General features: G+C 64.7%; 16 protein-coding genes and 1 pseudogene. 15 read left to right on the forward strand and 2 right to left on the reverse strand.

Annotated elements, in window-relative coordinates; translation table 11 throughout:
• A pseudogene (locus HNR60_RS22285) lies at positions 1 to 100 on the forward strand (IS481 family transposase); the annotation flags it as partial.
• On the opposite strand, the gene HNR60_RS22290 reads toward HNR60_RS22285, so the two are convergent.
• Complete coding sequence (locus HNR60_RS22290) at positions 97 to 780, reverse strand: biliverdin-producing heme oxygenase (protein WP_184262281.1); 684 nt, start codon at positions 778 to 780, stop codon at positions 97 to 99. The pseudogene HNR60_RS22285 and the gene HNR60_RS22290 overlap by 4 nt on opposite strands.
• Positions 781 to 836: 56 nt before the next feature.
• Positions 837 to 1,748, reverse strand: a complete 912-nt coding sequence (locus HNR60_RS22295) for a cobalamin B12-binding domain-containing protein (protein ID WP_246433064.1) — start codon at positions 1,746 to 1,748, stop codon at positions 837 to 839.
• A gap of 278 nt (positions 1,749 to 2,026) precedes the next feature.
• On the opposite strand from HNR60_RS22295, the gene bchF reads away from it, so the two are divergent.
• Genes bchF through hemA form a run of 14 tightly spaced genes read left to right on the forward strand, consistent with a single transcriptional unit; the run spans position 2,027 to position 17,831 of the window.
• Positions 2,027 to 2,551 (forward strand): 2-vinyl bacteriochlorophyllide hydratase, encoded by a 525-nt coding sequence (bchF, locus tag HNR60_RS22300; protein WP_347339369.1) that lies wholly within the window; start codon positions 2,027 to 2,029, stop codon positions 2,549 to 2,551.
• A complete protein-coding gene (locus tag HNR60_RS22305; protein WP_184262283.1) occupies positions 2,548 to 3,831 on the forward strand; it encodes a ferredoxin:protochlorophyllide reductase (ATP-dependent) subunit N in 1,284 nt (427 codons plus the stop codon). Before bchF ends, HNR60_RS22305 begins: the two co-directional genes overlap by 4 nt.
• Position 3,832: 1 nt before the next feature.
• Positions 3,833 to 5,428, forward strand: a complete 1,596-nt coding sequence (gene bchB / locus HNR60_RS22310) for a ferredoxin:protochlorophyllide reductase (ATP-dependent) subunit B (protein ID WP_184262285.1) — start codon at positions 3,833 to 3,835, stop codon at positions 5,426 to 5,428.
• Positions 5,403 to 9,149, forward strand: a complete 3,747-nt coding sequence (locus HNR60_RS22315; protein WP_184262287.1) for a magnesium chelatase subunit H — start codon at positions 5,403 to 5,405, stop codon at positions 9,147 to 9,149. The genes bchB and HNR60_RS22315 overlap by 26 nt, the downstream gene beginning before the upstream one ends.
• Positions 9,146 to 10,084, forward strand: a complete 939-nt coding sequence (gene bchL / locus HNR60_RS22320) for a ferredoxin:protochlorophyllide reductase (ATP-dependent) iron-sulfur ATP-binding protein (RefSeq protein WP_184262289.1) — start codon at positions 9,146 to 9,148, stop codon at positions 10,082 to 10,084. Before HNR60_RS22315 ends, bchL begins: the two co-directional genes overlap by 4 nt.
• Complete coding sequence (gene bchM / locus HNR60_RS22325) at positions 10,084 to 10,785, forward strand: magnesium protoporphyrin IX methyltransferase (RefSeq protein ID WP_184262291.1); 702 nt, start codon at positions 10,084 to 10,086, stop codon at positions 10,783 to 10,785. Before bchL ends, bchM begins: the two co-directional genes overlap by 1 nt.
• Positions 10,782 to 12,215: a BCD family MFS transporter gene (locus HNR60_RS22330; RefSeq protein WP_184262293.1), complete on the forward strand. Its 1,434-nt coding sequence runs from the start codon at positions 10,782 to 10,784 to the stop codon at positions 12,213 to 12,215. Before bchM ends, HNR60_RS22330 begins: the two co-directional genes overlap by 4 nt.
• A gap of 23 nt (positions 12,216 to 12,238) precedes the next feature.
• Positions 12,239 to 13,006 carry a photosynthetic reaction center subunit H gene (gene puhA / locus HNR60_RS22335; protein ID WP_184262295.1) on the forward strand — a complete coding sequence of 256 codons (768 nt, stop codon included), beginning with the start codon at positions 12,239 to 12,241 and terminating at the stop codon, positions 13,004 to 13,006.
• Complete coding sequence (gene puhB, locus HNR60_RS22340) at positions 13,003 to 13,665, forward strand: photosynthetic complex putative assembly protein PuhB (RefSeq protein WP_184262297.1); 663 nt, start codon at positions 13,003 to 13,005, stop codon at positions 13,663 to 13,665. The genes puhA and puhB overlap by 4 nt, the downstream gene beginning before the upstream one ends.
• 13 nt (positions 13,666 to 13,678) lie before the next feature.
• Positions 13,679 to 14,137, forward strand: coding sequence for a photosynthetic complex assembly protein PuhC (puhC, locus tag HNR60_RS22345; RefSeq protein ID WP_184262299.1), 459 nt, complete (start codon positions 13,679 to 13,681; stop codon positions 14,135 to 14,137).
• Positions 14,134 to 14,433, forward strand: coding sequence for a hypothetical protein (locus HNR60_RS22350; protein WP_184262301.1), 300 nt, complete (start codon positions 14,134 to 14,136; stop codon positions 14,431 to 14,433). Before puhC ends, HNR60_RS22350 begins: the two co-directional genes overlap by 4 nt.
• Entirely contained in the window at positions 14,430 to 15,533 is a 1,104-nt protein-coding gene (acsF, locus tag HNR60_RS22355; RefSeq protein ID WP_246433065.1) for a magnesium-protoporphyrin IX monomethyl ester (oxidative) cyclase, read from the forward strand. Before HNR60_RS22350 ends, acsF begins: the two co-directional genes overlap by 4 nt.
• A gap of 13 nt (positions 15,534 to 15,546) precedes the next feature.
• Complete coding sequence (puhE, locus tag HNR60_RS22360; RefSeq protein ID WP_184262303.1) at positions 15,547 to 16,623, forward strand: putative photosynthetic complex assembly protein PuhE; 1,077 nt, start codon at positions 15,547 to 15,549, stop codon at positions 16,621 to 16,623.
• Positions 16,620 to 17,831: a 5-aminolevulinate synthase gene (gene hemA / locus HNR60_RS22365; RefSeq protein WP_184262305.1), complete on the forward strand. Its 1,212-nt coding sequence runs from the start codon at positions 16,620 to 16,622 to the stop codon at positions 17,829 to 17,831. The genes puhE and hemA overlap by 4 nt, the downstream gene beginning before the upstream one ends.
• Positions 17,832 to 17,905 lie beyond the last annotated feature (74 nt).

Below are 17,905 nucleotides of genomic sequence, written 5' to 3' on the forward strand. Positions count from 1 at the left end.
CAGATACAACTGGCATCGCCCCCACGGCGGCATAAAATCACAAACACCCATCAGCCGACTCGGTCTATTCGGGGACAACCTGTTGAGGCTCCACATCTAGCTCGCGACCGGGGCGTTTTGCCGGAGTTGATTTTGCACGGCGACCGAAAGACCGATGTTCAGCGTGAACGCGGTGGCGCCTTCCTCGATGATGGCATCGGGGTCGCTTGACGCGGCGGCGGCCTGATTCAGCGCCGCGCGATAGTCGTTTTTCAATTCCGACGGATTGGGGAAGCCCGAAAAGTCATAATGCGACAGCTCGCACGGTCGCAGCTTGTAGGTATTCGCCAGCAGCCGTTGCACGATCTGGCCGCCGTTGAGATCGCCGAGATAGCGCGTGTAGGCGTGCGCGATCAGCAGCATCCCGTCGCCCTCGGCGACCTCGGCTATTCTCTTTGCATAGGCTTGGCCGGCCGGCAGCCACGGCACGGTATTGGCCCAGTCCGGTCCGCACAGCGCGATCAGGTCGGATTCGATCGCCTGCGTGCGGCGGAGCTTCAACGGCTTCAGCCGGTCCAGTCCCGGGCTGTCCTGGTGACGCGCGAGACCGTTTTCGAGTTCGCGATAGGCGGGGAAAAGGTTGCGCAGCAGCAGCGCGTAGCCGGGGCGGGTGGCCTGTCCGCGCAGCAGGTCGGCGATGATGCCGGTCTTCTCGGCCTCAAGATGGAGCGCCCGGGTGCGGTGATAGAGGGACGTGGTGATGTCCGACGAAACGGAGCTGGTCGGTGCTGCAGCCGTCATGTTGCTGTCTCCTGAGCGTCAGCACCATGAGGAAGCTGAGGTCGATAAAGGCCCCGTCAGGCTTGGCCCTTCATCGCCGCGACGAGCGTGCGGGCCTGATCGGGGGCGGCGGTCACATCGCCAACCACCATATCGGCTCTGACGGCTGCCGCAAGCTCGGGGCGGGCCTGCAAAATCGGGCCACCGAGAATGATCGCCACCCGCCGATTGCGGGAGTCGCGGCGGACGTCACGAATGCTTCTCTCCAAGTCGTCCAGCTTGCGATCGGAGCTGACCGAGTAGCCGACGATGTCGAACCAGCGCTCCTGCACCAATTCGGTCAATTCGCGTTGGCTTTGAAACGGACCGGTCGCCAGATTCCACCCTGCGCGGCGGAAAAACTCCGCGACCATCGACAGCCCGAAGCTGTGCTGCTCGCCGGGAATCGTCGTTAGCAATGCGGAGTCGCCGTTGGCGCGGCCGCCGTCCTTGGCGAAGCGCTCGCCGAGCTGATGCATCATCCGCTGCATCCGTCCGACGGCGAGCGTCACCATCGCAAAGTCAGTGGTATCTTTTTCCCACATGTCGCCGAGGCGTCGTGCGGCTGGGGTGAACCACTGCAGGAAGATCGCGTCTACCTGCGTACCGCTAGCAAGAAGCAGCTCGACGAAGGCCGCCGGGGCGTCCTCGTCCTGACCTTGCAGGAGGGCGACGAAGGTCTCCAACTCGCCGGGCGAGAGGTCGGGCTTCGCGACCTTGGAGTTCGGCGTGCCGCGAAACGCCCAGGCGATCCGCGGGATGATCTGTGTCTTGATGGCGCGCACCACGCTGAGCGGCGGGGCCGCCGGCCGGAAGCGCCAGATCGGAGCCGGAGCAGGGCGCTCCGGCTGGTATTGGGGGCTGATGCTCTCTTTGCGGGAGCCGGTCAGGATTTGCTGCTCGTTGCCGTCGCCCATCTGGATACCCCTCACGAACACATTCGCGTTCATCTGGAGCGAACCGTCAAGTTTAATTTACGTATGGTTTGGTTGACAGTCGCTGGATCGGAGTTTAGCTTTCCTCGCATTAGCCGCAGTAGGAGTGCGCGGTGCACCGTCAAGACGATTCAGAACAGGATCAGGTTGGGGGCGGTGAGCGCCCGTCGTTGTCCGTAGGCCCGGTATCGCACCACCGGGACGCGCCGGTGTCAAACACTCTTTACAATCCGGTTTCCGACCTAGCAGCGCGTGGCCATGCGACCGCGGCTGCCGAACCGCATCAAGAGCCCGTGACGCACTCCAAGATTAACGCAGCCCGCCAAGGGTTTAAACCGCTCTACACGCCAGAGCAGCGAATTCGTCGCGATGCAACGAAATGGACTTTGGTTCAAGGGATTCTCGCTCCCATCCAGTTTTTGATCTTCCTCATAAGTCTCGCTTTGGTCATCCGCTACCTTGTTACTGGCGACGGCTTCGCGGTCGCGACCACCTCGGTCGTCATCAAAACACTGGTGCTTTACACGATCATGATCACGGGCGCGATTTGGGAACGTGAAGTGTTCGGCTGCTACTTGTTTGCGCCGGCCTTCTTCTGGGAAGACGTGTTCAGCTTCTTGGTGCTGGCGCTGCACACCGCCTATCTGGTGATGCTGTTCGGCGGCCTCGGCGATCCGCAGCAGCAGATGTTCGTGGCGCTGGCCGCCTATGCCTCCTACGTCATCAACGCCACCCAGTTCATTCTGAAACTTCGTGCCGCGCGCCTCGACGAGCGCAACAAAGCGCTCGCAGTGTCCACCTCGGGGAGCCGCGTATGACCGTCGACATTCAGGGCTGCGACGTTGCCCCCAGCAATGTGACGAGGCCGATCCGCCGCGAAAGCGGGCAGCGCGAAGTGTTCTGCGGGCTGACCGGAATCGTCTGGCTGCACCGCAAGATTCAAGACGCCTTCTTTCTGGTGGTGGGCTCGCGCACCTGCGCGCATCTCATTCAATCCGCCGCCGGCGTGATGATCTTCGCCGAGCCGCGTTTCGCGACCGCGATCATGGAAGAGAAGGACCTCGCGGGTCTGACCGACGCCAACACCGAGCTCGACCGCATCGTCACGCAGCTGTTGACCCGGCGACCCGATATCAAGCTGTTGTTTCTGGTCGGCTCCTGCCCGTCGGAAGTGATCAAGCTCGATCTGTCGCGCGCCGCGTTGCGGCTGTCGCAGAGCTTTGCTCCGGGCGTTCGCATCCTCAGCTACAGCGGCAGCGGCATCGAAACCACCTTCACCCAGGGTGAAGACGCCTGTCTGGCCTCGCTGGTGCCCGAGCTTCCCGCCGACCCGCGCAAGGAAGCCTCGCTGCTCGTCGTCGGCTCGATGGCCGACGTGGTGGAAGACCAGTTCGTCCGGATGTTCGAGGCGCTCGGCATCGGGCCGGTGCAATTCCTGCCGCCGCGCAATTCCGCCACGCTGCCCAGCGTCGGACCGAACACCAAATTCCTGCTGGCGCAGCCGTTCCTCGCCGATACCGCGCGTGAACTGGAAAACCGCGGCGCGACGCGCCTGGTCGCGCCGTTCCCGCTCGGCGTCGAAGGCACCACGGCGTGGCTGCGGTCTGCGGCGAATGCTTTCGGAATTGATGCGGTTCTGTTCGACAAGGTGACGCAGCCGGCGCGCGCCCGCGCCGAGCGCGCGCTCGACAACTACCGCAAGGAACTGTCCGGCCGCCGCATCTTCCTGTTCCCGGACTCTCAGTTGGAAATTCCGCTGGCGCGATTCCTGTCGCGCGAATTGGGCATGCAGCTGATCGAAGTCGGCACCCCCTATCTGCACCGCGAGCATCTCGCCGAAGAGCTCAAGCTGCTGCCGCCCGACACGCCGATTACCGAAGGTCAGGACGTCGATCTGCAGCTCGATCGTTGCCGGCTCGCCCGTCCCGATCTGGTGGTGTGCGGCCTAGGTCTAGCCAATCCGTTGGAAGCCGAAGGTATGACGACGAAATGGGCGATCGAACTCGTGTTCACGCCGATCCAGGGGTACGAACAGGCTTCTGACCTAGCGGAATTATTCGCGCGTCCGCTGGTGCGCCGCGCGAAACTGGTGGCCTGAGATGCAGCTGACAGTTTGGACATATGAGGGGCCTCCCCATGTCGGCGCGATGCGCGTCGCCACGGGTATGGAAGGCCTGCACTACGTGCTGCATGCGCCGCAGGGCGATACCTACGCCGATCTCTTGTTCACCATGATCGAGCGCCGCGACCGCCGCCCGCCGGTGACCTACACCACGTTTGCCGCGCGCGATCTCGGCGGCGACACCGCGGAGCTGTTCAAGACCGCGGCGCAGAACGCCTATGAGCGCTTCCGTCCGCAGGCGATGATCGTCGGCGCGTCCTGCACCGGCTCGCTGATCCAGGACGATCCCGGCGGGTTGGCGAAGGGCATGGGATTGCCGATCCCGGTGATCGCGATCGATCTGCCGGCCTATCAGCGCAAAGAAAATTGGGGCGCTGCCGAGACCTTCTATCAGCTGGTCCGCGCGCTCGCCGGCCCGTCGGCGCCGCCTCCGGGCAGCAAGCGCCCCGAGCGCGCGCCCGGCGCGCGGCCGAAGTGCAACATTCTGGGACCCACCGCGCTCGGCTTCCGGCATCGCGACGACGTCATCGAAATCACCGCGCTGCTCGGCAAGCTCGGGATCGACGTCAACGTCACTGCGCCGATGGGGTCGACGCCGGCCGATCTGACGCGCTTGGGCGAAGCCGATTTCAACGTCGTGCTGTATCCGGAAATCGCCTCGCAGGCGGCGTCCTGGCTGCACCGGATCTTCCACCAGCCGTTCACCAAGACGATTCCGATCGGCGTCTCCGCGACCCGCGAATTCATCGAAGAAGTCGCCGCGCTGGCCGGCGTCGACGCGGCCCCGGTATTGAAAGCGAATTCGAGCCGGCTGACCTGGTTCTCGCATTCGGTCGACTCGACCTATCTCACCGGCAAGCGGGTGTTCATCTTCGGCGACGCCACCCACGTCGTCGCCGCGGCGCGGATCGCCTCCGATGAAATCGGCTTCAAGGTGGTCGGCATCGGCACCTACAGCCGCGAATTCGGCCGCGAGATCCGCGAAGCCGCCAAGCTTTACGACGTCGAGCCGTTGATCACCGACGACTACCTCGAGGTCGAGGCGCATATCGCCGAGCTGCATCCGGAATTGGTGCTCGGCACCCAGATGGAGCGCCACATCTCCAAGCGCCTCGGCGTGCCCTGCGCGGTGATCTCGGCGCCGGTGCATATCCAGGACTATCCGGCGCGCTACGCGCCGCAGATGGGCTTCGAAGGCGCCAATGTGATCTTCGACACCTGGGTGCATCCGTTGATGATGGGCCTGGAAGAACATCTCTTGGCGATGTTCAAGGACGATTTCGAATTCAAGGACGGCGCGGTGCCGTCGCATCTCGGCGTCGGCCATTCGGCGACGCCGGCGGTGCAAGCGGCGCCGGCCGAACCCGAGCCATCCGCCGCCGAGACCTCGACCGCCGCGGCGTCAGAAACCAATGCCGTCTGGGCGGCCGATGCGGAAAAAGAACTCCGCAAGATCCCGTTCTTTGTTCGCGGGAAGGCCCGCCGTAACACCGAGCGATTCGCCAACGAAAATGGCGTCGCCACCATAACCGTCGAGACATTGTACGATGCCAAAGCGCACTTCTCCCGCTGACGCTACGCCGTTACGTGTCGTCATCGTTACGATGGACAGCCATCTGTCCGGCGCCGCCGCACGCGCGCGTAATCTGTTGCGTCGTGATTACCCGGGCATCGAACTGACGGTGCATTCCGCCGACGAGTGGGGCACCGACGAGGGCGCGCTCGGCCGTTGCCACGCCGATATCGCCAGCGGCGACATTGTTATCGCCACCATGCTGTTCCTCGACGACCACGTTCGCGCGGTGATGCCGGCGCTGTTGGCGCGCCGGCTGGACTGCGACGCCCTGATCTGCTGCATGTCGGCGGCCGAGGTGGTGAAGCTGACAAGGGTCGGCAAGTTCGACATGAGCGCCGAGGCGCTCGGCGCGATCAGCTGGCTGAAGAAGCTGCGCGGCAAGAAGGAGCCCGGCGCCGCCGGCAAGGGCGAGATGAAGATGCTGCGGCAGCTGCCGAAGCTGCTGCGCTTCATCCCCGGCACCGCGCAGGATATGCGCGCCTACTTCCTGACGCTGCAATATTGGCTGGCCGGCTCCGAGCAGAACATCGCCAACATGGTGCGGCTGCTGGTCGACCGCTACGCCAGCGGCCCGCGCAAGGGTCTGCGCGGCGTCGCCAAGGCCGAGCCGCCGGTCGAATACGCCGACATCGGCGTCTATCACCCGAAGATGAAGGGCCGGATCGCGGAGTCGGTCGACAAATTGCCGCCCAGCGTGCCCAATCAGCAGGGCACCGTCGGCGTGCTGCTGCTGCGCTCCTATCTGCTGGCCGGCAATTCCGGTCATTATGACGGCATGATCGAGGCGTTCGAGGCCAAGGGGCTGCGGGTCATCGCGGCCTTCGCCAGCGGTCTCGATCAGCGTCCGGCGATCGAAAAATTCTTCATGAAGGACGGCCGCAGCGCCGTCGATGCGGTGGTGTCACTCACCGGCTTCTCGCTGGTCGGCGGCCCGGCCTACAACGACTCCAAGGCGGCGGAAGACATTCTGGCCACCCTCGACGTGCCGTATTTGTCGGCGCATCCGGTGGAATTCCAGACGCTCGAGCAATGGGCGGCGTCGGACCGCGGCCTGATGCCGGTGGAGAGCACCATCATGGTGGCGATCCCCGAGCTCGACGGCTGCACCGGCCCGATGGTCTATGGCGGCCGCTCCGACGCCGGCGAAGTGCCGTGCGCGGGCTGCGATCGCGCCTGCAAGTTCACTCGCTCCGACAACGGCGGCGACATGTACACCTGCAGCGAGCGCGCCGAGGTGTTGGCGGCGCGTACCGCCAAGTTGGTGGCGCTGCGCCGGAGCGAGCGCAAGGACCGCAAGGTCGCGGTGGTTCTGTTCAACTTCCCGCCGAACTCCGGCCATATCGGCACCGCGGCGTTTCTCGGCGTGTTCGAGTCGGTGTACCGCACGCTCGAAGCGATGAAGCGCGAAGGCTATCAGGTCGAGCTTCCCGCCAATTCCGATGAGCTGCGCGAGCGCATCATCGGCGGCAATTCCCAGCGCTTCGGCTCCGACGCCAACGTGCATGCGCGGGTGCTGGCCGGCGATCACGTCAAGAACGAGCGCTGGCTGCGCGAGATCGAAGGCCAGTGGGGTCCGGCACCCGGCAAGCATCAGAGCGACGGCAGCTCGATCTTCGTGCTCGGCGAGCGCTTCGGCAACGTGTTCGTCGGCGTGCAGCCGGCGTTCGGTTACGAAGGCGACCCGATGCGGCTGCTGTTCGAAAAGGGCTTTGCCCCGACGCACGCGTTCTCGGCGTTCTATCGCTGGCTGAAGGAAGATTTCGGCGCCCACGCGGTGCTGCATTTCGGCACCCACGGCGCGTTGGAATTCATGCCCGGCAAGCAGACCGGCCTGTCGGGCGCCTGCTGGCCCGACCGCATGATCGGCGATCTGCCGAACATCTATCTCTATGCGTCGAACAATCCGTCGGAAGGCTCGATCGCCAAGCGGCGGTCGGCGGCGACGCTGATCAGCTACCTGACGCCGCCGGTGGCGCATGCAGGTCTCTATCGCGGGCTGGTCGAGCTGAAATCCTCGATCGAGCGCTGGCGCGGTCTGTCGCCCGACGAAGAAGCCGAGCGCGCCGATCTGGCGGTGCTGATTCAGGCGCAGGCCAGCGCGCTCGATCTTGCGACCGCGGAGCCGGCCTGGGGCGACGCCGCCGTCGCCACCATCGCCAAATTGTCCGACGACGTGCTCGAAATGGAATACGCGCTGATTCCGCACGGCCTGCACGTGGTCGGCGAAAACCCGACCTTCGAGCAGCGGGTGGAAATGCTGCAGGCGGTGGCGGATGCCTCGCACGGCATTCGGCCCGAGCAGTCGGTGATCGAAGGCCTGGTGCGCGGCGAGCGGCCCGAGCACGTGGTGGTTGGCTCCGGCCCCGAGGCCGACGCCAATATCGCGATCTACAAGGAGTTGGCCGCGACCGACCGCTTGCTGGCCGAGGATCACGAGATCCCGAGCTTAATCCACGCGCTCGACGGCAAGTTCATTCGTCCGGCGCCCGGCGGCGATCTGTTGCGGACGCCGGCGATTCTGCCGACCGGCCGCAATCTGCACGGCTTCGATCCGTTCCGGATTCCCAGTGCGTTCGCGGTGCAGGACGGCGCGGCGCAGGCGCAGCGGCTGATCGAAAAGCATATGGAAGGCGGCAACGGCCTGCCGGAATCGGTCGCCATCGTGTTGTGGGGCACCGACAACCTGAAGAACGAAGGCGCGCCGATCGGCCAGGCTCTGGCCTTGCTCGGCGCCCGGCCGAAGTTCGACAGCTACGGCCGGCTGACCGGCGCGGAATTGATCCCGCTCGGCGAACTCGGCCGCCCGCGCATCGACGTCATCATCACCATGTCGGGCATCTTCCGCGACCTGCTGCCGCTGCAGATCAAGCTCTTAGCGGAAGCTTGCTTCCTCGCGGCGTCGGCCGACGAGCCCACCGACTTCAACTTCGTCCGCCGGCATTCGCTGGCCTATATGGAACAACACAAGTGCGACATGGAGACCGCGTCGCTGCGGGTGTTCGGTAATGCCGACGGCGCCTACGGCTCCAACGTCAACCATCTGGTCGAGAACAGCCGCTGGGAAGACGAGGACGAACTCGCCGAGACCTATACCCGCCGCAAGAGCTTCGCGTACGGCATGAAGGGCCAGCCGGTGCAGCAGGCCGACCTGTTGAAGAGCGCGCTCGCCGACGTCGATCTGGCCTATCAGAACCTCGACTCGGTCGAACTCGGCGTCACCACGGTCGATCACTATTTCGATACGCTCGGCGGCATCAGCCGCGCGGTGCGCCGCGCCAAGGGCGGCACCGCGGCGCCGGTCTATATCGGCGACCAGACCCGCGGCGCCGGAACGGTTCGCACCTTGTCTGAGCAGGTGGCGCTGGAAACCCGCACCCGGATGCTTAATCCGAAATGGTACGAAGGCATGCTGAAGCACGGCTATGAAGGCGTGCGGCAGATCGAAGAGCACGTCACCAACACCATGGGCTGGTCGGCGACCACTGGCGAAGTGGCGCCGTGGGTGTACCGCCAGCTCACCGAAACCTTCGTGCTCGACCCCGAAATGCGCGCCCGCTTGGCCGCACTCAATCCGGTGGCGTCGGCGAAAGTCGCCAACCGCCTGATCGAAGCTCACGAACGCAATTACTGGTCTCCCGACCCGGAAATGCTCGAGGTCCTGCGCAAGGCAGGCGAAGAGCTTGAGGATCGCCTCGAAGGCGTAGGAGTTGCAGCATGAACTTTTTGACTGATCCCGCCAAGCTGAAGACCGCAGGCTGCGCCGACACCAACGCCTCGAAATGCGCCGAGGGCGACGGCGAGGGCAGCGTCCAGGTGCAGCTCGATCCCAACCTGAAGATCGGCACCGCCAAGGTGTTTTCGATCTACGGCAAGGGCGGCATTGGCAAGAGCACCACCTCGTCGAACCTGTCGGTGGCGTTCTCCAAGCTCGGCAAGCGCGTGCTGCAGATCGGCTGCGATCCGAAGCACGATTCCACCTTCACGCTGACCAAGCGGCTGGTGCCGACCGTGATCGACGTGCTGGAGTCGGTGAACTTCCACTCCGAGGAATTGCGTCCGGAAGACTTCGTGTTCGAAGGCTACAACGGCGTGATGTGCCTGGAGGCGGGTGGCCCGCCGGCCGGCACCGGCTGCGGCGGCTACGTCGTCGGCCAGACCGTGAAGCTCTTGAAGGAACATCACCTTCTCGAAGATACCGACGTGGTGATCTTCGACGTGCTCGGCGACGTGGTGTGCGGCGGTTTCGCGGCACCACTGCAGCATTCCGAGCGCGCGATGATCGTCGCGGCGAACGACTTCGATTCGATCTTCGCGGCCAACCGAATTGCCGCGGCGATCGCGGCGAAATCCAAGAACTACGGCGTGCGGCTCGGCGGTATCATCGCTAACCGCTCCCGGGAAACCGACCAAATCGACAAATTCGGCGAGCGCACCGGGATCCGCCGGATCGCGCATCTCCCGGATCTGGATGTCATCCGCAAGAGTCGTCTGAAAAAGATGACACTTTTTGAGATGGATCACACCGACGAAATCCTGGCCGTGCAACAAGAGTATCTTCGGCTTGCGACTGAAATGCTCGAAGGCAAGGAACCGCCGATCGAGGGCAAGCCGCTGAAGGATCGCGATATCTTTGACCTGTTGGGATTTGATTGATGCCCGTGGCCAATTATCTCGAGCGGCGTGGAGAACTGAAGACCTATTTCGACCGCACTGCGGCCGATAATTGGGCTCGTCTCACCTCCGACGCGCCGGTCAGCGGCATCCGCGCCACGGTGCGTGCCGGGCGCGATGAAATGCGCAACACGCTGCTGTCGTGGCTGCCCGCGGACATGACCGGGATGCGGCTGCTCGATGCCGGCTGCGGCACCGGCGCGCTGTCGATCGAAGTGGCGCGGCGCGGCGCCCATGTCGTCGCCATCGATCTGTCGCCGACGCTGGTGGAAGTCGCGCGCGAGCGGATTCCCGCCGACGTCGATCCGGCGCTGATCGATTTTCGCTCCGGCGACATGCTCGATCCCAAGGCCGGCGAATTCGATTTCGTGGTGGCGATGGATTCGCTGATCCACTACCTGCCGGCGGACATTTGCAAGATCATGGCGGGGCTCGCCGCGCGGACCAGCCAGGCGATGCTGGTGACGTTCGCGCCGAAGACCCCGGCGCTGGCGCTGATGCATTTCGTCGGCGGCTTCTTCCCGCGCGGCGATCGCGCGCCGGCGATCGAGCCGGTCGCCGAACAGAAACTCCGCAAATTGCTCACCGCCGACCCGGCGCTGCAGCAATGGCAGATCGGCCGCACCCACCGGGTGGCGCGCGGCTTCTACACCTCGCAGGCCTTGGAGATGATGCGTCGATGAGCCAGATGGCGACAACATTGGTGAAGGGATGGATGCGGCTCGGGAGCCGCTTTCTGCCGTTCGCCGACGCCGCCACCACCGAGCTGCCGCTCGGCCGGCTGCTGCGGCTGTCGCTGTTCCAGGTCTCGGTCGGCATCGCCGTGGTGTTGCTGAACGGCACGCTGAACCGGGTGATGATCGTCGAGCTCGGCGTCTCCACTTTACTGGTGTCGCTGATGGTGTCGCTGCCGCTGGTGTTCGCGCCGTTCCGCGTGCTGATCGGCTTCAAGTCCGACAATCACCGCTCGGTGCTCGGCTGGCGCCGGGTGCCGTATATCTGGATGGGCACGCTGCTGCAGTTCGGCGGCCTCGCCATCATGCCGTTCGCGCTGTTGGTGCTGTCCGGCACCGGCGAGGCGCCGGCAGCTTATGGCCAGGTCGGCGCCGCCTTGGCGTTCCTGCTGGTCGGTGCCGGCCTGCACACCACCCAGACCGCTGGGCTGGCGCTGGCGACCGATATCGCGCCGGAGCATTCGCGGCCGCGGGTGGTGGCGTTCCTCTACGTCATGCTGCTGTTCGGCATGGTCGGCAGCGCCTTGGTGTTCAGCCAGCTGCTGAAAGACTTCAGCGAGATGCGGCTGATCCAGGTGATCCAGGGCGTCGCGGTGGTGATCTTCGCGCTCAACGTGATTGCGCTGTGGAAGCAGGAAGTCCGCAATCCGGTGCTGACTTCGGCGAAGCGCGAGCGGCCGCAGTTCAACCAATCCTGGGCCAAGTTCCGCGAAGCCGGCGGCTCGACCCGGATGCTTATTGCGGTCGGGCTCGGCACCGCGGCGTTCTCGATGCAGGACATTCTGCTGGAGCCCTACGGCGCCGAAGTGCTGAAGCTGACGGTCGGTCAGACCACGGCCCTGACCGCGTTCTTCGCGCTCGGCACGCTGACCGGCTTCGGCCTCGCGGCGCGGTGGCTCGGCCGCAACGCCGATCCGTATCGGGTCGCCGGGTTCGGCGCCGTCGCCGGGATTTTCGCCTTTGCCGCGGTGATCATCGCGGCGCCGGCGCAGTCGGCGATGCTGCTGCGGATCGGCACCGCGCTGATCGGCTTTGGCGGCGGGCTGTTCGCGGCGGGGACGCTGACGGCGGCGATGGCGATCGCCAAGGACGGCGAGAGCGGATTGGCGCTCGGCACCTGGGGCGCCGTTCAGGCGACCGCGGCGGGCGGCGGAATTGCGGTGGGCGGCGGCATCCGCGATGCGGTGTCGGCGATGGCCACCAACGGAATGTTCGGCAGCACTCTGATGAGTGCGTCGACAGGATACAGCGTCGTATATCAAATCGAAATTGCGCTGCTGTTCGCAACTCTGATTGCGGTCGGTCCGCTCGTGCGCTCAGCACGAACGAACTTCTCGCAATCTTCATCAAAATTCGGCTTAGCCGAATTTCCTGGTTAACTAACTAGAGCGAGGTCGGTCCCATGCAAGCCGGTGCTTATTTGGACGTAGCACAAGTCACTCTCTACGTATTCTGGATCTTCTTTGCCGCGTTGATCTTCTATCTCCGCCGCGAAGACAAACGTGAGGGCTATCCGCTGGTCTCTGACAGCGGCGGACGTCGCCCTGCCTACGGCATTCCGCATCCGCCGGAGGATAAGAAGTATCTGTTGCGCGGCGGCAAGGTCGCCACGGTTCCCAACCACAAGAACGATCGCCCGAATCCGGCGCTCGAATCCACCGCGCCGTGGCCGGGTGCGCCGTTCGCACCGACCGGCAACCCGTTCCTCGACGGCGTCGGCCCGGGCTCCTATGCGGATCGTGAAGACGTTCCGGAGTTGACCCTGGAAGACCTGCCGGTGATCGTTCCGCTGCGTGCGGCCAAGGGCATCACCCTTGATCCGCGCGATCCGGATCCGCGCGGCATGAAGGTGGTCGGCGCCGACGGCCAGGTTGGCGGTACGGTGGTCGAAGCCTGGGTGGATCGCGCCGAAGCGCTGATCCGCTATCTCGAAGTCGAGGTGAAGGGGGCCCGCGGCACCAAGCGCATCCTGCTGCCGCTGCCGTTCGCCTTGGTCGATCGTCCGAAGGGCTACGTCTCCGTCGACGCGATCCTCGGCAGCCAGTTCGCCGACGCGCCGACGCTGGCCAAGCCCGACCAGGTCACCAAGCGTGAGGAAGACCGCATCGTCGGTTACTTCGGCGCCGGCACCCTGTACGCCACCCCGGACCGGCAGGAGCCGATCGTATGAAACAAGACCCCAGTCAGCTTCATGAACTTTCCTCTCCGTTACCGGAGGGGGAGCGCGTGATCTGGCAAGGCAAGCCCACGTTTAAAGGGCTTGCTGTGAGGTCTTTCCATATCAGGGAGGCCGGCATTTATGTCGGCCTCTTCCTGGCCTGGAAGCTTTGGTCGTACTGGTCCAACGGAATGGCGACGAGCGACATGGTGGGATCCACCGTGGCGCTCCTCGTTCCCTGCCTCGGCGGCATGGCGCTGCTTGCCCTGCTGGCCTGGCTGTTCCGCCGTGCGACGACCTACACCATCACCAGCAAACGCGTCCTGTTGCAGTTCGGCGTCGCGCTGCCGATGTCGATGACGATTCCGTTGAGCAAGATCGCCAACGTCGATTTGCGGACCAATGGCGATGGCAGCGGCGACATTCCGCTGCAGCTCGCCGACACCAAACGTGTTTCCTACGTGCTGCTTTGGCCCCACATCCGCCCCTGGCGGCTGCGCGCGCCGGAGCCGATGCTGAATTCGGTGCCCGAGGCGGCCAGCGTGGCTGCCAAGCTCGCCGAAGCGCTGGCCGGCCAGCCTGGCCCGTCGGCACAATCTCTCGTTCAAGTTGCGAACAGCGGCCTCTCGAAAGATCCGCTGGGAAACCCATCCGCCCCCGTGGCGGCCTGAACCGGAGACGCCCATGGACGACGCCGCTCACGATTTCAAAATTCCGAAGGGGGCGCTGGTCGCAGCCGGCGCACTCGTGGTGTTCGCTCTCGTTGCCGCGACCGCATCGCGCGTCACCGGAGTCGGCCGAGTCCGGATGACGCCTCCGGCGATCGTCGAGAGTCTCGATCTGCAGTTCGAAGACGGCCAGGACGGCTCCGTCCTGGTCTACAACGCGGCCGATCACCAGCTGCTCGACTCGCTTCCGCCGGGCAGCAACGGCTTCGTCCGCGTGGTGATGCGCGGCATGGCCCGCGAGCGGCGTCTCGCCGACGTCGGGCGGCAGCCGCCGTTCCAGCTCGCGCGCCACATCAACGGCCAAATTACTCTGACTGATACCTCCAACAACAAGCAGATCGATCTCAACGCGTTCGGCTCGAGCAATCTCGCGGCCTTCGCGCGCCTAATGGAAAAAAAGGAAGGCTCAAAATGAGCCTGTTCGGGAAACGCACAAGCTTCGAGGTTCCCTGCACGGTGGAAATCGAGCAGACGTCGGAATCGCTGCATGCGCACGTCATTCTTGACGGCGACATCGAGATTCGGCCCGGTGACGAAGTCACCGTGCACGACGCCCCGACCGCCATCGCATTCGGTGAACGCATCGTCGTGCGACGCACGGCGACGGTGGTTCGCGCCGGCCTCTGGGAAGGTCTGCGCGCGCGACTCGAAGGCTACCTGGAATTGACCGAGCTTTACGAAGTCAGTTTTTCAAACGGGAGGGTTTCATGATTCCAATGGAAGGCGGCACCCAGGGCAGTTTGCGACCAAGCTCCCGGCCGGCGATCAAAGGCAGCGAAGCCAGCCTCAACATCGCGCGCGAGGACACCATCCTGACGCCGCGATTCTACACCACCGATTACGCGGCGATGGACCGCCTCGACGTCAGCCTGGTGCGTTCCGAGTGGAACGCGATGATGAAAGAGCTGCGCGCCGACTACAACAAGTCGCATTTCAAGAAGCAGGACGAGTTCAACTACGATCTGGACCGGCTGCCGCCCGAGCTGCGCAAGGAATTCAAGGATTTTCTGGTCAGCTCGCTGACCGCCGAATTCTCCGGCTGCGTGCTGTATTCGGAAATCAAGAAGCGCATCAATAACAAGGAAATCCAGGAGCTGTTCGGCTATCTCAGCCGCGACGAGGCGCGCCACGCCGGCTTCATCAACGAGATCCTGAAGGATCACGGCATCGGCGTCGATCTCAGCTTCCTCACCAAGGTGAAGAAGTACACCTACTTCCGGCCGAAGTTCATCTTCTACGCGACCTACCTGTCGGAGAAGATCGGCTACGCCCGCTACATCACCATCTTCCGGCAGATGGAGCGCCACCCGGAGCGCCAGTTCCATCCGATCTTCCGCTGGTTCGAAAGCTGGTGCAACGACGAGTTCCGCCACGGTGAGGCCTTCGCGCTGCTGATGCGCGCCGACCCCTCGCTGCTGCGCGGCTTCAACAAGCTGTGGATCCGGTTCTTCGTGCTGGCGGTGTTCGCCACGATGTATGTGCGCGATCACATGCGCCCGGCGTTCCACGAGGCGCTCGGCATGGAGCCGTCGGACTACGATATGCAGGTGTTCCGGATCACCACCGAGATCTCCCGCCAGGTGTTCCCGGTGACGCTCAATCTCGACGATCCGCGGTTCATGGCCGGGCTCGACCGGCTGTACCGGATCGCGATGAAGATCGAGGACAGCCGGGCCAAGGGCGGCGTGATCGGCAAGCTGAAGCGTCCGTTGCTGGCCGCCGCGGCGGCCTGGACCTTCGGCCGGCTCTATCTGCTGCCGGCGAAACGCAACGAATTGCCTCGCGAAATCGGCCTGCGGCCGGCTTGGTGAGGGGAGCGCTGACATGGCCCTGTATCTCGGTCCACCGGTTTTCGCGGCGTTTGTCTGGTGGTTCAGCACTGGGGCCGTGCTGCTGCTGGTCGGAAGCCTCGGCAACTCCCGGAGTCTGCGCGGAGTCTGCGCCGGCGGCCTGCTGACCATCGGCTTGTGCGGTCTGTCGGTGACCGCCACCGACACCAGCGTTGCTGCAAGCTACATGGCGTTCAGCTGCATCATCTGCCTGTGGGCGGCGCAGGAAATCGTATTCCTGTCGGGCTGGCTGACCGGGCCGCGACCGGAGCCGTGTCCGGTCGGCGCCACCGGGATGCATCGGTTCGGCCGCGCGCTGCAGGCGATCATCTATCACGAAGTGTCGCTGTTGACCTGCGGCGGCCTGGTGCTGGCGCTGACCTGGAACGCGCCCAACCAGGTCGGGGTGTGGACCTATGCGGCGCTGCTGGTGCTGCGCCAGAGCGCCAAGATCAATCTGTTTCTCGGCGTGCCGGTCACCAATGCCGAGCTGATGCCGGACGCCGTGCAGTTCCTGCGCACCTACTTCGCGCGTAAGCCGGTGAGTGCGTTCTTCCCGTTGTCGGTCACGCTGGCCACCGGCGTTCTGGTGGTCATGATCCAGCGGATCGTCGAAGCGTCGACGACGCCCGCCGACGTGGTGGGTCTGACCCTGGTTTCAACCCTGTTCGCGCTCGGCGTTGTCGAGCATTGGTTTATGCTGCTCCCGCTGCCCGCGATCACGCTGTGGGGCTGGGGCATGCGGTCGAGTTTTCCGCCGGAGAACAACATCATGGAACCGAATCCGTCCGTCAATAACAGTGCCGTCCCGCCAGTTCATCATGCCTCGGAGGTCACGGACGCGCCGCAGACCGTTCCCGAAACCAGGACAGGCCAGCCGCAGCTGGTGGTGGTTCCCAACGTCAGAAAAGAAGAGCTTCCGGCCAAGGCCAAGAGCGCCTGCGCCCGACAGCGTCTCGAGGATCAGTTCCGCCAGACCTTTCTGGAGCAACACCCCCGCGGCGAGTTGGCGACGGCGCGCATCGGCATTGCCACGGAGCCAGCGGCAACGGTCAACGGGAGGACTTCATGAACTACGACGCGTATTTCCGCCGGCAGCTCGACGGCCTGCACCGTGAGGGACGCTACCGGGTGTTCGCCGATCTCGAACGCGAGGCCGGCAATTTTCCGCACGCCAAGCATCACGGCCAGGACGGCACCGGCGATGTGACGGTGTGGTGTTCGAACGACTACCTCGGCATGGGGCAGCACCCGGCGGTGCTGGCGGCGATGCACGAGGCGCTCGACCAATGCGGCGCCGGCGCCGGCGGCACCCGCAACATCGCCGGCACCAACCATTATCACGTGCTGCTGGAGCGCGAGCTCGCCGACCTCCACCACAAGGAGTCCGCGCTGCTGTTCACCTCCGGCTACGTCTCCAACATGGCGTCGCTGTCGACGCTGGCGTCGCGGATGCCGGGCTGCGTCATCCTGTCGGACGAGCTCAACCACGCCTCGATGATCGAGGGCATCCGCCACAGCCGCGCCAAGACCGTGATCTTCGCCCACAACGACGTCAAGGATCTCGAGCGCAAGCTCGCCGAGCTCGATCCGCAGCTGCCGAAACTGGTGGCCTTCGAGTCGGTGTATTCGATGGACGGCGATATCGCGCCGATCGCCGACATCTGCGACGTCGCCGAAAAATATCACGCGATGACCTATCTCGACGAAGTCCACGGCGTCGGCCTGTACGGGCCGCGCGGCGGCGGCGTCTCCGACCGCGAGGGTTTGAGCGACCGGCTCACCGTGATCGAGGGCACCTTGGCGAAGGCGTTCGGCGTGGTCGGCGGCTATGTCGCCGCTTCGGCGACGATCTGCGATTTCATCCGCAGCTTCGCCTCCGGCTTCATCTTCACCACCTCGCTGCCGCCGTCGGTCGCGGCCGGCGCGCTCGCCAGCATCCGCCATCTCAAGGCGAGTTCGGCGGAGCGCGAGCGGCACCAGGACCGCGTGGCGCGGCTGCGCAAGCGGCTCGACCAGGCCGGCGTCGCGCATATCCCCAACCCCAGCCACATCGTGCCGGTGATGGTCGGCGACGCGGTGCGCTGCAAGCAGATCAGCGACACCCTGATCAACCGCTACCGCATCTACGTGCAGCCGATCAATTATCCGACCGTGCCGCGCGGCACCGAGCGGCTGCGCATCACGCCGTCGCCGCATCACAGCGACGCCGACATCGAGCATCTGGTGCAGGCGCTGACCGAGATCTGGGCCGAACTCGGCCTCGCCAAGGCGGCGTAAGGTTTTTCGCGCCGCCGCCGCCGCGGCGTCGCGGATAGAGACGTCCCCGACAGCACCGCTGCCGGGGACGTTGC

It is taken from the genome of Rhodopseudomonas rhenobacensis (assembly GCF_014203125.1).
In the GTDB taxonomy this organism is placed as follows: domain Bacteria; phylum Pseudomonadota; class Alphaproteobacteria; order Rhizobiales; family Xanthobacteraceae; genus Rhodopseudomonas_A; species Rhodopseudomonas_A rhenobacensis.

Coding starts and splice junctions, on each gene's coding strand:
- HNR60_RS22290 (WP_184262281.1), bottom strand. CDS start 780: ATGACGGCTGCAGCACCGACCAGCTCCGTTTCGTCGGACATCACCACG.
- HNR60_RS22295 (WP_246433064.1), bottom strand. CDS start 1,748: ATGAACGCGAATGTGTTCGTGAGGGGTATCCAGATGGGCGACGGCAAC.
- HNR60_RS22305 (WP_184262283.1), top strand. CDS start 2,548: ATGACCGTCGACATTCAGGGCTGCGACGTTGCCCCCAGCAATGTGACG.
- bchB (WP_184262285.1), top strand. CDS start 3,833: ATGCAGCTGACAGTTTGGACATATGAGGGGCCTCCCCATGTCGGCGCG.
- HNR60_RS22315 (WP_184262287.1), top strand. CDS start 5,403: ATGCCAAAGCGCACTTCTCCCGCTGACGCTACGCCGTTACGTGTCGTC.
- bchL (WP_184262289.1), top strand. CDS start 9,146: ATGAACTTTTTGACTGATCCCGCCAAGCTGAAGACCGCAGGCTGCGCC.
- bchM (WP_184262291.1), top strand. CDS start 10,084: ATGCCCGTGGCCAATTATCTCGAGCGGCGTGGAGAACTGAAGACCTAT.
- HNR60_RS22330 (WP_184262293.1), top strand. CDS start 10,782: ATGAGCCAGATGGCGACAACATTGGTGAAGGGATGGATGCGGCTCGGG.
- puhA (WP_184262295.1), top strand. CDS start 12,239: ATGCAAGCCGGTGCTTATTTGGACGTAGCACAAGTCACTCTCTACGTA.
- puhB (WP_184262297.1), top strand. CDS start 13,003: ATGAAACAAGACCCCAGTCAGCTTCATGAACTTTCCTCTCCGTTACCG.
- puhC (WP_184262299.1), top strand. CDS start 13,679: ATGGACGACGCCGCTCACGATTTCAAAATTCCGAAGGGGGCGCTGGTC.
- HNR60_RS22350 (WP_184262301.1), top strand. CDS start 14,134: ATGAGCCTGTTCGGGAAACGCACAAGCTTCGAGGTTCCCTGCACGGTG.
- acsF (WP_246433065.1), top strand. CDS start 14,430: ATGATTCCAATGGAAGGCGGCACCCAGGGCAGTTTGCGACCAAGCTCC.
- puhE (WP_184262303.1), top strand. CDS start 15,547: ATGGCCCTGTATCTCGGTCCACCGGTTTTCGCGGCGTTTGTCTGGTGG.
- hemA (WP_184262305.1), top strand. CDS start 16,620: ATGAACTACGACGCGTATTTCCGCCGGCAGCTCGACGGCCTGCACCGT.